Source organism: Pseudomonas protegens (assembly GCF_003363755.1).
Classification (GTDB): Bacteria; Pseudomonadota; Gammaproteobacteria; order Pseudomonadales; family Pseudomonadaceae; genus Aquipseudomonas; species Aquipseudomonas danubii.
This window is the reverse complement of the sequence record NZ_CP031396.1, coordinates 3,756,068-3,768,497: the sequence shown is the minus strand read 5'-3', so window position 1 is coordinate 3,768,497 and position 12,430 is coordinate 3,756,068. Positions and strand designations below refer to the sequence as shown.

At 64.3% G+C, this 12,430-nt stretch carries 14 protein-coding genes; 6 read left to right on the top strand and 8 right to left on the bottom strand.

Annotation, left to right across the window (positions count from 1 at the left end):
• Positions 1-33 precede the first annotated feature (33 nt).
• Positions 34-1,107, bottom strand: a complete 1,074-nt coding sequence (locus DWF74_RS17015) for a fatty acid desaturase (RefSeq protein WP_115581349.1) — start codon at positions 1,105-1,107, stop codon at positions 34-36.
• A gap of 99 nt (positions 1,108-1,206) precedes the next feature.
• Here DWF74_RS17015 and DWF74_RS17010 point away from each other — a divergent pair, with 99 nt between their 5' ends.
• From DWF74_RS17010 to DWF74_RS17000, 3 genes are all read left to right on the top strand, one after another.
• On the top strand, positions 1,207-2,211 hold the full coding sequence (locus tag DWF74_RS17010) for an AraC family transcriptional regulator (RefSeq protein ID WP_115581348.1): 1,005 nt from the start codon (positions 1,207-1,209) through the stop codon (positions 2,209-2,211).
• A gap of 170 nt (positions 2,212-2,381) precedes the next feature.
• On the top strand, positions 2,382-2,630 hold the full coding sequence (locus DWF74_RS17005; protein WP_102862594.1) for a helix-turn-helix domain-containing protein: 249 nt from the start codon (positions 2,382-2,384) through the stop codon (positions 2,628-2,630).
• The gene (locus DWF74_RS17000; RefSeq protein ID WP_115581347.1) at positions 2,623-3,843 is read left to right on the top strand and encodes a type II toxin-antitoxin system HipA family toxin; all 1,221 of its coding nucleotides are present in this window, start codon (positions 2,623-2,625) and stop codon (positions 3,841-3,843) included. Before DWF74_RS17005 ends, DWF74_RS17000 begins: the two co-directional genes overlap by 8 nt.
• An 11-nt stretch (positions 3,844-3,854) precedes the next feature.
• On the opposite strand, the gene DWF74_RS16995 is transcribed toward DWF74_RS17000, so the two are convergent.
• Positions 3,855-5,243, bottom strand: a complete 1,389-nt coding sequence (locus DWF74_RS16995; protein WP_102862592.1) for a heavy metal sensor histidine kinase — start codon at positions 5,241-5,243, stop codon at positions 3,855-3,857.
• Positions 5,230-5,910 (bottom strand): heavy metal response regulator transcription factor, encoded by a 681-nt coding sequence (locus tag DWF74_RS16990; RefSeq protein WP_102862591.1) that lies wholly within the window; start codon positions 5,908-5,910, stop codon positions 5,230-5,232. Before DWF74_RS16990 ends, DWF74_RS16995 begins: the two co-directional genes overlap by 14 nt.
• Positions 5,911-6,045: 135 nt before the next feature.
• On the opposite strand from DWF74_RS16990, the gene DWF74_RS16985 reads away from it, so the two are divergent.
• Together DWF74_RS16985 and uraH are read left to right on the top strand one after the other, a co-directional pair.
• Entirely contained in the window at positions 6,046-6,534 is a 489-nt protein-coding gene (locus DWF74_RS16985) for a GlcG/HbpS family heme-binding protein (RefSeq protein ID WP_115581346.1), read from the top strand.
• A gap of 98 nt (positions 6,535-6,632) precedes the next feature.
• Positions 6,633-7,043 (top strand): hydroxyisourate hydrolase, encoded by a 411-nt coding sequence (uraH, locus tag DWF74_RS16980; RefSeq protein ID WP_102862589.1) that lies wholly within the window; start codon positions 6,633-6,635, stop codon positions 7,041-7,043.
• A 55-nt stretch (positions 7,044-7,098) separates the two neighbouring features.
• Here the strand turns inward: uraH and DWF74_RS16975 are convergent, their stop codons facing one another.
• Positions 7,099-7,794 (bottom strand): Crp/Fnr family transcriptional regulator, encoded by a 696-nt coding sequence (locus tag DWF74_RS16975; protein WP_115581345.1) that lies wholly within the window; start codon positions 7,792-7,794, stop codon positions 7,099-7,101.
• Between the two features lie 102 nt (positions 7,795-7,896).
• Between DWF74_RS16975 and DWF74_RS16970 the strand changes: the two genes are divergently transcribed.
• Positions 7,897-8,421 carry a DUF962 domain-containing protein gene (locus DWF74_RS16970; protein ID WP_102862587.1) on the top strand — a complete coding sequence of 175 codons (525 nt, stop codon included), beginning with the start codon at positions 7,897-7,899 and terminating at the stop codon, positions 8,419-8,421.
• A gap of 109 nt (positions 8,422-8,530) precedes the next feature.
• On the opposite strand, the gene DWF74_RS16965 is transcribed toward DWF74_RS16970, so the two are convergent.
• From DWF74_RS16965 to DWF74_RS16950, 4 genes are all read right to left on the bottom strand, one after another.
• On the bottom strand, positions 8,531-9,520 hold the full coding sequence (locus DWF74_RS16965; RefSeq protein ID WP_102862586.1) for a sulfate/molybdate ABC transporter ATP-binding protein: 990 nt from the start codon (positions 9,518-9,520) through the stop codon (positions 8,531-8,533).
• 3 nt (positions 9,521-9,523) lie between these two features.
• Positions 9,524-10,393 (bottom strand): sulfate ABC transporter permease subunit CysW, encoded by an 870-nt coding sequence (gene cysW / locus DWF74_RS16960; RefSeq protein ID WP_016968484.1) that lies wholly within the window; start codon positions 10,391-10,393, stop codon positions 9,524-9,526.
• Positions 10,394-10,406: 13 nt separating this feature from the next.
• Positions 10,407-11,225 carry a sulfate ABC transporter permease subunit CysT gene (cysT, locus tag DWF74_RS16955; protein WP_102862585.1) on the bottom strand — a complete coding sequence of 273 codons (819 nt, stop codon included), beginning with the start codon at positions 11,223-11,225 and terminating at the stop codon, positions 10,407-10,409.
• A gap of 149 nt (positions 11,226-11,374) precedes the next feature.
• A complete protein-coding gene (locus DWF74_RS16950; RefSeq protein WP_115581344.1) occupies positions 11,375-12,385 on the bottom strand; it encodes a sulfate ABC transporter substrate-binding protein in 1,011 nt (336 codons plus the stop codon).
• Positions 12,386-12,430: the final 45 nt, after the last annotated feature.

Below are 12,430 nucleotides of genomic sequence, written 5' to 3'. Positions count from 1 at the left end.
TTGGATATTTAACCAGAAAGACAGTCCGCCCCCTCAAACCCGGGCGTTACGCGCAGGTTGCGTCGCCACCTGCTCCACGGGATGAAAGCGGTTGGCCCGGGCAAAGGTGCCGAAATCGTTGAAGCGCACGCCCATCTCGGCCATCACCTTGTGTGCCACCGGCGCCGTCAGTTGGCGGATGTAGAAGGGTTCCTTGACCACGAAATGGTGGATGCCGTGGGTGCTGCCGAAGTTGCAGCAGAAGGCCTGCAGCGGCCACATCCACCAGGGGTTGAGCACCTGGGTCTGCTGGATCACGTTGCCCGGTTCGATGTCGCCGTAGTAGTGCATGTTGGAGCTGACGAAGTGCAGACAGAAGGTGCGCAGCACGTTGGGGCCGATGATCACCACCACGGCGATATCGATGCCGTGCATCAGCGCCAGGGTGTCCGGTGACCACTGGATCGGGCTGCCGAGCCACGCGGCGACGCCATTGGCCCCATGAAAACCGAGGAACAGGTACCAGGCGCCCCAGTGCAGCAGGGCCAGCGGCGCGTACACCGCCAGGGTACGGCTGAGGATGCGCAGCTTGTGCTTGGCCCCCGGCGCCCGCAGCAGGCGGATGAAGGCCGCCATCATGTTGTCCCCCACCATCAGCAGGCGGGCGATGCCCCAGGGTTCGCCGTTGGTGATGGCGCGCTCTTCGATATCGCTCTCGCTGCCGGACACCTTGTGGTGATTGAGGTGCAGATGACGCCGCACCCAGGGGTTGATGGTGCTCGGCCGCGCCAGCCAGACCAGCGCCAGCATCAGGTTGTGGGGCAGGCGCTGCTTGCGAAAGTACATGCTGTGGATCAGGTCGTGTTCCAGCTCGTGGGTCAGGGACGCGAAGAACGCGTTGAGCAGCAGGCACGCCCACCAAGTCAGGTAGCCACCGACATAGAGCGCCGCTGACCCCAGCATCCCGGACAGGGCAAATAGCAAAATCCCTGCGCCCAGGGCGTCCTGGTGCCGCAGCAAGGGAAAGCGCCGGCGCAGTTCATCGCCCCGGGCCAGGACCACCTGGCGAACGTGCGCCGCTCGCTGTTGTGCGTTCATCCGCTCGGGGCTTGCGCAAATACCTTGCATGATTCCATTCTCTGGTCAGTGATGTGTGCATCCTGCCCCGAGCCCCGGCTCCGGGCGCTAGCCGTAAACGCCAACCTGTTGACCGGACGCGCCAATCGCATGACCGAAGCCACTTCCCTTGCCAGCTGGACCCGCGCCTTGCGCAAGCAACTGGACGCCCTCGACCTCGACAGCGGCGCGCTGTGCCGCGAGGCCGGACTCGACCCGCAATTGATGGACGACCCCAACGCCCGCTACCCGCTGTCGGCCACCACCCGCCTGTGGCATCTCGCCGTGCAGGCCAGCGGCGACCCGGCCATTGGCCTGCGGGTGTCGCGCTTTGTCAGCCCCACCACCTTCCATGCCCTGGGCTACGCCCTGGTGGCCAGCGGCAGCCTGCGGGAAGTCTTCGAGCGCATCGTGCGTTATCACCAGGTGGTCAGCGACGCCCTGGAACTGGCCCTGACCCGCGAGCCGGACCGCTACCGGTTCTTCCTCAAGGTGCCCGAAGGCTCGCCGCAACCGGCCTTCGAGGCCATCGACGCCTTTGCCGCGATCTACGTGCGCACCTGCCGCAACCGCCTGGGTCGCGACTACGCGCCACTCGCCGTGCAACTGCGGCGCCCCGCCCCGGAAGACCCCAGCCAATGGCACAAGGTGTTTCGTTGCCCGGTGCAATTTGCCGCAGCCGATGACTGCCTGGAATTCGGCCTGCACGATTTCGACAGCCACCTGGACGACGCCAACCCGGAACTGGCCGAGCACAACGAAGCGGTGCTCAAGCGCACCCTGTTGCAACTGCGGCCGCTGACATGGGAGCGCAAGGTGCGCGGCGTGATCGAAGCCCAATTGCCGGAAGGCGAACCCTCCGCGGAACGCGTCGCCCAGGCCCTGCACCTGAGCCTGCGCAGCCTGCAACGGCACCTGGCGGATGAAGGCACGCGCTTCGACACCCTGCTCAACGAATGCCGGGAGAACCTCGCCCTGCTGCACCTGCGGGACCTGGAATGCTCCCTGAGCGAAATCAGCTACCTGCTGGGCTTTGCCGATGCCAGCAGCTTCAGCCGGGCGTTCAAGCGCTGGACCGGGATGACCCCGGGGCAATTTCGCGACGGTTTGCGTTGAGCCCCTGCGCCGGCCAGCCGGTTCCTACAGGTGCAGCGACGGGTGCAACCTTCACCAGTAAAAAAACCCGCGAAAAAGACTCTGCCGATCTACACTGCACAATGCATCAAATAGGATGCATTAAATAATTTTCAGTAAAAATGCATTGCATACAATGCGGAATAAACCCCATGGAAAGCCTTGGACAACTGATCCGGACCCTGCGCAAAGAGCGCAAGCTCTCGCAGCAGGCACTGGCAGCACAATACGGCATGAGCCGCGCCACCATCTCGGGGATTGAAAACAACACCATTACCGAAATCGGCTTGCGCAAGGTCGAAGCCATTCTCAATGGTTTTGGCTACGAGCTCAGCGCCGTGCCCCGCCCCCGGCAACGCCCGACCCTGGACAGCCTGAAACAGGCGCATTTCCATGACTGAGCAACAGCGGCTGCACATCCGTGTGGCCGGCATGGCGGTGGGCACTCTCGGCCGTGGCCAGGCGCAGGCGGACTCGGTTTTCACCTACAACGACAACACCTCGCCTCGCGACGCGGTCTCGCTGACCATGCCGCCACGCCTGGCGAGCTATGGCTGGGATCGAGGCCTGCCACCGGTGTTCGATATGCACCTGCCGGAAGGTTCGCTGCGTGATGAACTGCTGCGCCGTTTCAGCAAGGCGGTGCGCGGTTTCGACGACTTCGCTCTGCTATCGATCGTGGGGCCGTACCAACTGGGTCGGGTGGCCATCAGCACAACGCAATCACCCCAGGCGCCCCTGCCGGAAACCAGCCTGGAGGACCTGTTGGTGCATGACGGTGCCGAGGGACTGTTCGAGGATCTATTGGCGACCTATGGCCAGTATTCAGGCGTTTCCGGGGTGCAGCCCAAAGTCCTGATCCGCGACAGCACCAACAGCGTCGAACGCCTGACCCATCGCGGCGCCACTCATTTGGTGAAGGCTTTCCGCGCAGATCAATACCCCCACCTGGCCGCCAACGAATTCTTCTGCATGCGTGCGGCGCTGCATGCCGGCCTGCCAGTGCCGGAGATCGAACTCAGCCAGAATGGCCAGTTCCTGGTGGTCAAACGTTTCGACCTGAGCGCCCAGGGCTACCTGGGTTTCGAGGATTTCTGCGTGCTCAACGCCTGGCCGGCGAAAGCCAAGTACGACGGCTCCTACGAAGGCGCGGCGAAACAGATCAAGGCCTTTGTCTCCCCACACCTACTGAACCGGGCACTGGAGTCATTCTTCAAGATCGTGGCGTTGTCGGCCGGACTGAGAAATGGCGATGCCCATCTGAAGAACTTCGGCGTGCTGTACCCCGACACGGATGTGGAAGCCCCCGTCAGCCTGGCACCGGCCTTTGATCTGGTGACCACGTCGGTCTACATCAAGGCGGACAGCCTGGCGCTATTGCTGGGTGGCTCCAAGACCTGGCCCAAACGCCAGGCGCTGCTGCGCTTCGCCCGCACGGCCTGCAACCTCAGCGAAGGTCGCAGCCATGAACTGTTGCAACAGGTCGAGCACGGCATGGCACAGGCGATGGGCGAGATGCAGGTCTATAGCGCGGCCCATCCCGCCTTCAAGGGCATGGCCGAGGCCATGAGCGAGGCCTGGAAAACCGGTGTGGCGCGCAGCCTGACCCGTTGATCCGGTCACCGTTAAAGCACCGCAAAACCCAGTTCGAACACCGTGGCCTGGGCATCACTGGTCACCCGCACCTGACCGCCATGCAGCAGCATGATCGAGCGCACGATGGCCAGGCCCAGGCCGCCGGAATCCCCCGGTTCGGCGCGGGAGGGGTCAACCCGGTAGAAGCGGTCGAACAACCGAGGCAGATGCTCAGGGGCAATCGCCGGGCCCTGGTTGTGCACCTGCAGCCAGCACCAGCCCGCTTCGTCGCGGCGCCGCAGGCGGATCAGCGAATCCGCGTCGGCGTGGCGCACGGCGTTGGCCAGGAGGTTGCCGAGGGCCCTTTGCAGCAGTTGCTGATCGGCCAGCAGCTCGCCGTAAAAACCGTTCTCCAGACGGATTTGCCGGTCATCGGCCAGGGCTTCGAAGTAGTCGCACAACTGCGCGCCGACGCCCGAGAGTGACAGCAGCTGGCGGTCCAGCGCCGCATCGGCCTGCTCGGCCCGGGCCAGGAACAGCAGGTTCTCGGCCATGCGTCCCAGGCGCTCGAACTCCTCCATGTTGGAGGCCAGCACTTCCTGGTACTCCGCGGCGCTACGGGGCTGGTTCAGAGCCAGGCCGTTGCTGCCCAACAGGTTGTGCAACGGCGTGCGGATTTCATGGGCCAGGTCGGCGGAGAACTGCGACAAGCGCTGAAAGCTCTCTTCCAGGCGCGCCAGCATGGCGTTCAAGGCTTGCACCGGCTCGTGGAATTCGGCCGGGATGCCGGTGGTCTGCAGGCGCCGGTCGAGGCTGCGCAGATCGATCTCGCGCACCGACTCGCTGAGCTGGCGCAGCGGCTGCAAGCCCCGACGCAATAACAGCAAGCCCAGGGCGAAGGCCAGCAAGGCCCCCAGGCCTACCGCCAGGTACAGGCGCAGGCGGTAGCTGGCGAGCATCTGCTCGCGCTCGCTGAGCACCTTCCCGGCAATCACCGTCAGGGCCTCGCCCTTGGGGCCGCTGGCCTGTCCCGCCAGCAGGGCCAGCGGAATCTGGTCGCTGCCCGGCCAGAGGAGGATGTCGCGGCGTTGCGGGCGCTGCTCACGGGCAATCGGCAGCAACTCGGGCAAGCGCTGTTGCCGGGGGTTGATGCCGATCACTGTCGAGCCATCGGCCCGCAGCACCAGCAACAGGCTTTCCTGGTTGCCCAGCATGTTCTGGTACAGCCGGGGCCGGGCTTGCAGGGCGTCCAGGCTGTCGCTGTCCTGCAGCAGGGCGCGCACCTGTTCCAGACGTCCCAACAGGGCAAGGTCGTCGCGGTAGGCGATTTCCTCGGCCAGGGAGCGGTAGAGGAACACCCCGATCACGCTGAGCACCAGGGCGCAGACCGCGGCAAAGGCCAGGGCCAGCCGCCAGGCGATGGAACTAGAGCGCTTCATCCGGGGCTTCCAGCTGGTAGCCGACGCCACGCACGGTGTGGATCAGCTTGGGCATGTAGGGATCGTCGACCTTGGCCCGCAACCGGCGCACCGCCACTTCCACCATGTTGGTGTCGCTGTCGAAATTCAGGTTCCACACCTGGGAGGCAATCAGGGTCCGCGACAGCACTTCGCCCTGACGGCTGGCCAACAGGTGCAACAGGGCGAACTCCTTGTTGGTCAGGGCGATGCGCTGGCCACCGCGGCTGACCCGACGGCGCAGCACGTCGATCTCCAGGTCAGCGATGCTGAAGGACTCGGCCTCGCGCAGCGGCCCGCGGCGCAGCAGGGTGCGGACCCGGGCCAGCAGTTCGGCGAAGGCAAAGGGCTTGAGCAGGTAGTCGTCGGCGCCCAGCTCCAGGCCACGAACCCGGTCTTCGATGGCGTCCTTGGCGGTGAGGAACAGCACCGGGGTGGCGCCGCGCTGGCGGATCAACTGCAGCAACTGCCAACCGTTGAGGCCGGGGAGCATCACGTCGAGGATGATCAGGTCGTATTCCTGCTGCTCGATGAAATGGCGCCCGTCCAGGCCATTCAGGGCCACGTCCACGGCGAATCCGGACTCTCCCAGCCCCTTGGCCAGAAAATTCGCGGTCTTGGCTTCGTCTTCAACTACCAGCAAACGCATGGTGCACCTCGGAAATGATCGGCACAGGCTAGGCGCCCGACGCGCGCTTGCCCATTACAAACTTGTAATCCAAATGACGAGGTTCTGACGAGCACCGCTGGGTAAGGTGGCGGCCTGTCTTTCAGGAGCCTTCCCATGATCTGCAAAACCCTCGTTCTAAGCGTTGGTCTTGGCCTTGCCGGCACTGCCCTGGCGGCCCCGGAGCTTGCGCGTCACGCAGAGCTGGACCTGGCCACCGCCCGTCAGCTGGCCGACGCCAGCCTGGCCCAATGCACCGCCGTGGTGTCGGTGCTGGACCGTGGCGGCAACCTGTTGGTGACCCTGCGCGCCGATGGCGTAGGTCCGCACAACACCCTCGCCAGCCAGCGCAAGGCGTATACCGCGCTGTCCACCAAGACCCCGACCCGGCTGTTCGCCGAGCGGGCGCGCAACAACCCCGAGGCGGCCAACCTCAACACCTTGCCGGAGCTGCTGTTGCTCGGCGGCGGCATTCCCTTGTTTGCCGACAACCAGCTGGTGGGCGCGATGGGCATTGCCGGTGCGGGCGGCGCGGCGCAGGACGAGGCGTGCGCGTCACAGGCGGCACAGCGGGTGGGGTTGGCGGCCGAGGCCGGACGTCAGTGAACGGGAGAGCCGCGCCCGCGTTGTGCTATTGCGCAGCCTCGCGGGCTCGGCAGCGGCTACAGAGTCTGTTGTTTGTTCAATCGAGAAAGGAGTGGGACATGAATATTTTGCGTAATAGCCTGGCGGCCATCGGCCTCTGCGGTCTGTCGAGCCTGGCCCTGGCGGCGGGCAATCCCTTGAGCGTGCATGTGCTGAACCTGGAGAATGGCCTGCCCTCGCCAGGAGTCAAGGTGACCCTGGAGCAGCATGTGGGCCAGGACTGGAAAGCCCTGTCCAGCGGCGTGACCAACGAGCAGGGGCGGATCAGTGAGCTGTTTCCCGCTGGCCAGGCGCTGACGGCGGGTGAATACCGGGTGGTGTTCAAGACCGGCGAATACTTCAAGCAGGCCAAGCGTGACACCTTCTTCCCGGAGATTCCGGTGATCTTCGAGGTCAAGCAGACCGAGCAGCACTACCACATTCCGTTGTTGCTCAGTCCATATGGCTTCTCGACCTATCGCGGTTCGTAGGAACCCGCTGCTGACGAGGGCGGTCTTGCGGGCTCCTTCGCTGGCAAGCCAGCGCCTACAGGCCGGCCAGGCCGGCCAGGGCGCGCAGGCGCTCGGTGTCGAGGATTTCGATCTCGCCGTAGCTCAAGCGCAGGATGCCCTGGTGCTGCAGGTCCTTGAGGATCTGGTTGGTGGTCTGGCGCGACAGCGAGAGCATCAGCGCCAGTTGCTCCTGGGGCAGTTGCAGCAGGCTGCGACTTTGGCTGACTTCGCCGTAGCCGCCGGCCATCGCCAGCAGGCGACTGGCCACCCGCGCCGGCGCCGGCATCAGGCTCAGTTGTTCCAGGTTGATGAAGGCCAGGCGCAGTTTGTGGCTCATCAACAGCGCGAACTGGCGCCAGTACTGCGGCTGTTGCTCCAACAGTTGCAACAAGCTCGACTGCGGCACCTGAAGCAGGGTGCAGGCACCCTCGGCGTAGGCATCGTGGGTGCGCGGCTGGCCGTCGAACAGGCAGATCTCGCCAAACCAGTGCGGCGCTTGCATCAGGCTGAGCAAGGCTTCCTTGCCCTGCTCGCTGACGGCTCCCACCCGCACCGTCCCTTCCAGCACCGCGTACAAGCCGCAGGGCGGATCGCCGCGCAGAAACAGGCATTGCCCCGGCGCCAAGCGGCGCAGGCGGGCACCGCCGAGCAAACTATTCTGTAAGGAATCCGGCAGGTGGCTGAACCACTGGCCGGTCATCAGGCAGTCACGCCACTGCTGCATGTCCATGAACAGGTTTTTTCCTCAAGGCATCGGCGTGATTGTCGCCTAGCTGACAGTGCCGTGATCGGCGGCCGGGCATGATCGGGCCACCCTAACGGAGGAACAACAATGAAAAGCCTCGTTGATCATCTGAGTCAATACGCCGCCTACCACCGCGACCCGCGCAATATCGCCAGCCACTTTATCGGCATTCCCATGATCGTTCTGGCGGTGGCGGTGCTGCTGTCCCGTCCCGCCTGGCCGCTGGCGGGCATCGTGCTGTCGCCGGCCGTGCTGCTGGCCCTGGCCTCGGCGCTGTTCTACCTGCGCCTGGAGTTGCGCCTGGGCGTGTTGATGAGTGTGCTGATGGGGCTCTCGGTGTGGGCCGGTCAGGTACTGGCGGCGCAAAGCACCGGACTCTGGTTGAGCTGCGGCCTGGGCCTGTTCGTGATCGGTTGGGTGATCCAGTTCATCGGCCATTACTACGAAGGCCGCAAGCCGGCCTTTGTCGATGATCTGTCGGGCTTGATCGTCGGCCCGCTGTTCGTGGTGGCCGAACTGGCGTTCCTGCTGGGACTGCGCCATGACTTGAAACAGGCCATCGAGCAGCGTTCGGGCCCGGTGGCCCTGCGTCAGAAGAAAGCCATGGTTTGAAGCACCTGGCGGCAAGCCGACCCGGGGGCCCGCACGCAAACGAAAAAGCCCCCGGACCGGGCGAAGGTCCGAGGGCTGTTCGGGTCGGCAGGCGTGCGCCTGCACCGCCCTAGAGGCTGCTGTGCTTCTGCCAGACCTTGGGCTTGAAGAACAGCGTCTCGCCACGGGCCAGGCCGATCAGGCTGTCGTGGTCTTTCACCACTTCGGCCTCGATCAGTTCGCTCTGGCCTTCGACCTTGAGGGTGACCCGGGTGGTGGCGCCCAGGGGACGGATGTCGCGCACTTCGGCGGCGTGATGGTCTTCCAGTTCCGAACGCGACAGCGACACTTCGTGAGGGCGGAACAGCACGTGGTTGTCCTCCCCCAGGTGCAGGCGGTTGGAGTCACCCAGGAAGTGGTAGACGAAGTCGCTGGCCGGGTTCTCGTAGACGTCCCCCGGGGAGCCGATCTGTTCGATCACACCCTTGTTCATCACCACGATGCGGTCCGCCACTTCCATGGCTTCTTCCTGGTCGTGGGTAACGAACACCGAAGTCAGGTTGATGTCTTCGTGCAGCCGCGCCAGCCAGCGCCGCAGCTCCTTGCGCACCTTGGCGTCGAGGGCGCCGAAGGGCTCGTCCAGCAGCAGCACCTTGGGCTCCACCGCCAAGGCGCGGGCCAGGGCGATACGCTGGCGCTGGCCGCCGGACAGCTGCTCCGGGTAGCGGTCGGCGAGCCAGTCCAGTTGCACCATGTTCAGCAGCTCATGGACCTTCTCGGCGATCTTGCTCTCGCTGGGACGCTGGTGCTTGGGCTTCATGCGCAGGCCGAAGGCGACGTTGTCGAACACGCTCATGTGGCGGAACAGGGCGTAGTGCTGGAACACGAAACCGACGTTGCGATCGCGCACGTCGTGGCCGGAAACGTCCTCGCCGTGGAACACGATGCTGCCGTCGTCCGGCGTTTCCAGGCCGGCGATGATCCGCAGCAGGGTGGTCTTGCCGCAGCCGGACGGGCCCAGCAGGGCCACCAGCTCGCCGCTGTGGATATCCAGGTTGATGCTGTTCAGGGCCTTGAAGGCGTTGAAGTTCTTGCTGACGTTACGGACTTCGATCGACATGACTTATTCCTCCGCGGCGCTGGCGCGCAGGCGGTTGATTCGGGATTCGCTCCACTGCTTGAGCAGCAGGATGAACAACGCAAGGATCAGCAACAGGCTGGCGACGGCAAAGGCGGCCACGTGGTTGTACTCGTTGTAGAGGATTTCCACGTGCAGCGGCAGGGTGTTGGTGACCCCGCGAATGTGCCCGGACACCACCGACACCGCACCGAATTCGCCCATGGCCCGGGCGGTACAGAGCACCACGCCATAGATCAGGCCCCATTTGATATTGGGCACGGTGACGTGCCAGAACATCTGCCAGCCATTGGCCCCCAGCAACCTGGCGGCTTCCTCTTCCTGGGTGCCCTGCTCCTGCATCAGCGGGATCAGTTCCCGGGCGACGAAGGGCACGGTGACGAAGATGGTGGCCAGGACGATGCCCGGCAAGGCGAAGACGATCTGGATGTCGTGATCCGAAAGCCACGGGCCGAACAGGCCCTGGGCGCCGAACATCAGCACGTAGACCAGGCCGGCGATCACCGGCGACACCGAGAACGGCAGGTCGATCAGGGTCACCAGGATGCTCTTGCCACGGAACGAGTACTTGCTCACGCACCAGGCGGCGCTGACCCCGAACACCAGGTTCAGGGGCACCGAGATCAGCACCGCGATCACCGTGAGTTTCAACGCCGACAAGGCATCGGGCTCGAAGATCGCTTCAAAGAACGCACCGATGCCCAGCTTCAGGCCCTGGGACACCACGATGAATAACGGCAGCAGCAAAAACAGGGCAAAGATCAGCCAGCCGAGGCCAATCAGCACCCGCCGCGAGGTGGCGCTGCCACGGCGGGCGGCGTTGGCCGACGAGGCGGCGATAGACGATTGAGACATGAGTCGCGCCTCCTTATGGACGTTCGATGCGCCGCTGCAGCAGGTTGATCAGCAGCAACAGGATGAAGGAAACCACCAGCATCAGCACGCCGATGGAAGTGGCGCCGGTGTAATCGTACTGGTCGAGCTTGACCATGATCAGCAGGGGCAGGATTTCGGTCTTCATCGGCATGTTGCCGGCGATGAAGATCACCGAGCCGTACTCGCCGACGCCCCGGGCGAAGGCCAGGGCAAAGCCGGTGAGCCAGGCCGGCAGCAAGGCCGGCACCAGGATGTGGCGGAACACCTGCCAGGGCTTGGCGCCCAGGCAGGCGGCGGCCTCTTCCACTTCACGGGGAATGTCCGCCAGCACCGGCTGCACCGTGCGCACCACGAATGGCAGGGTGACGAAGGTCAGCGCCAGGGTGATGCCCAGGGGCGTGTAGGCGATCTTGAAGCCCAGGTCGGTGGCGAACTGTCCCACCAGGCCGGTGGGCGCGTAGAGCGCGGTCAGGGCAATGCCGGCCACGGCGGTGGGCAGGGCGAACGGCAGGTCGATCATGGCATCGATGACCTTGCGCCCGGGGAAGCTGTAGCGCACCAGGACCCAGGCCAGCAGGGTGCCGATGACGCCGTTGATCATGGCCGCATAAAGCGCGGTACCGAAGCTCAGCTTGAGCGCGGCGAGCACCCGTGGCGCCGAAATGATCGCCCAGAACTGTTCCCAGGTGAGTTGCGCGGCATGCACGAACATCGCCGCCAGGGGGATGAGCACAATCAGGCTGAGGTACACCAAGGTGTAGCCCAGCGTCAGCCCGAAGCCGGGTATGACGGGGGAGATACGACGCGACATAAAAGTCCTTGGTTAACGGAGCGGATACGCAAAGCCCGCAACTGAATGCGGGCTCTACCTGGTAGGAGCCGGCTTGCCGGCCAAGGGGCCTGCAGCCTGGTGTGGCCCTTGAGGGCGCCTTCGCTGGCAAGCCAGCTCCTACAACAGGTTTACTGGGCCGTGTAGATCTGGTCGAACACACCACCGTCGTTGAAGAATTTCGGTTGCGCAGTCTTCCAGCCGCCGAAGTCCTTGTCGATAGTCACCAGGTCAAGTTTGGGGAACTGCTGGGCGTATTTGGCGGCGACGTCCTTGTCCCGCGGGCGGTAGAAGTTCTTCGCGGCAATTTCCTGGCCGGCCGGGCTGTACAGGTGCTTGAGGTAGGCCTCGGCGATCTCGGTGTTGCCTTTCTTCTCGGCGTTCTTGTCCACCACCGCCACGGGTGGCTCGGCGAGGATCGACAGCGAAGGCACGACGATGTCGAACTTGTCGGCGCCGCCGTCTTCCTTGAGGGCCAGGAAGGCTTCGTTTTCCCAGGCCAGCAACACGTCGCCCTGACCGTTGTTGACAAAGGTGATGGTCGAGCCGCGAGCGCCGGTGTCCAGCACAGGCACGTGCTTGAACAGCTCCTTGACGTATTCCTGGGCCTTGGCCTCACTACCACCTGCCTTCAGGCCATAGGCCCAGGCAGCAAGGAAGTTCCAGCGCGCACCACCGGAGGTTTTCGGGTTTGGGGTGATCACCGAGACGTCTTTCTTGATCAGGTCGCCCCAGTCCTTGATGCCCTTGGGATTGCCCTTGCGCACCAGGAACACGATGGTCGAAGTGTAGGGCGTGCTGGCGTCGGGCAGGCGTTTTTGCCAGTCCGCCGGCAGGGTCTTGCCGAGCTTGGCGATTTCGTCGATGTCACCGGCCAGGGCCAGGGTCACCACGTCGGCGCGCAGGCCGTCGATCACCGCCCGGCCCTGTTTGCCGGAACCACCGTGGGACTGCTGGATCTTCACGTTGTCGCCGGGATGCGATTGCTTCCAGAAGCTTGTGAACTCGGCGTTGTAGTCCTGGTACAGCTCGCGGGTCGGGTCGTAGGACACGTTGAGCAGCTCGTAATCCTTGGCAACGGCGGAACCGGCAAAAACGGCGCTGGCGAGGGCGGCCAGGGCATAACGGCGAATCGACGACATGATGGAGCTCCCGAAATTTTTTAAAGTGCTGGCATTTTTCTTATG

Excerpts from the sequence above, each read along its gene's own strand:
- DWF74_RS17015 (WP_115581349.1), bottom strand. The coding sequence starts at position 1,107 with ATGCAAGGTATTTGCGCAAGCCCCGAGCGGATGAACGCACAACAGCGA.
- DWF74_RS17010 (WP_115581348.1), top strand. The coding sequence starts at position 1,207 with ATGACCGAAGCCACTTCCCTTGCCAGCTGGACCCGCGCCTTGCGCAAG.
- DWF74_RS17005 (WP_102862594.1), top strand. The coding sequence starts at position 2,382 with ATGGAAAGCCTTGGACAACTGATCCGGACCCTGCGCAAAGAGCGCAAG.
- DWF74_RS17000 (WP_115581347.1), top strand. The coding sequence starts at position 2,623 with ATGACTGAGCAACAGCGGCTGCACATCCGTGTGGCCGGCATGGCGGTG.
- DWF74_RS16995 (WP_102862592.1), bottom strand. The coding sequence starts at position 5,243 with ATGAAGCGCTCTAGTTCCATCGCCTGGCGGCTGGCCCTGGCCTTTGCC.
- DWF74_RS16990 (WP_102862591.1), bottom strand. The coding sequence starts at position 5,910 with ATGCGTTTGCTGGTAGTTGAAGACGAAGCCAAGACCGCGAATTTTCTG.
- DWF74_RS16985 (WP_115581346.1), top strand. The coding sequence starts at position 6,046 with ATGATCTGCAAAACCCTCGTTCTAAGCGTTGGTCTTGGCCTTGCCGGC.
- uraH (WP_102862589.1), top strand. The coding sequence starts at position 6,633 with ATGAATATTTTGCGTAATAGCCTGGCGGCCATCGGCCTCTGCGGTCTG.
- DWF74_RS16975 (WP_115581345.1), bottom strand. The coding sequence starts at position 7,794 with ATGGACATGCAGCAGTGGCGTGACTGCCTGATGACCGGCCAGTGGTTC.
- DWF74_RS16970 (WP_102862587.1), top strand. The coding sequence starts at position 7,897 with ATGAAAAGCCTCGTTGATCATCTGAGTCAATACGCCGCCTACCACCGC.
- DWF74_RS16965 (WP_102862586.1), bottom strand. The coding sequence starts at position 9,520 with ATGTCGATCGAAGTCCGTAACGTCAGCAAGAACTTCAACGCCTTCAAG.
- cysW (WP_016968484.1), bottom strand. The coding sequence starts at position 10,393 with ATGTCTCAATCGTCTATCGCCGCCTCGTCGGCCAACGCCGCCCGCCGT.
- cysT (WP_102862585.1), bottom strand. The coding sequence starts at position 11,225 with ATGTCGCGTCGTATCTCCCCCGTCATACCCGGCTTCGGGCTGACGCTG.
- DWF74_RS16950 (WP_115581344.1), bottom strand. The coding sequence starts at position 12,385 with ATGTCGTCGATTCGCCGTTATGCCCTGGCCGCCCTCGCCAGCGCCGTT.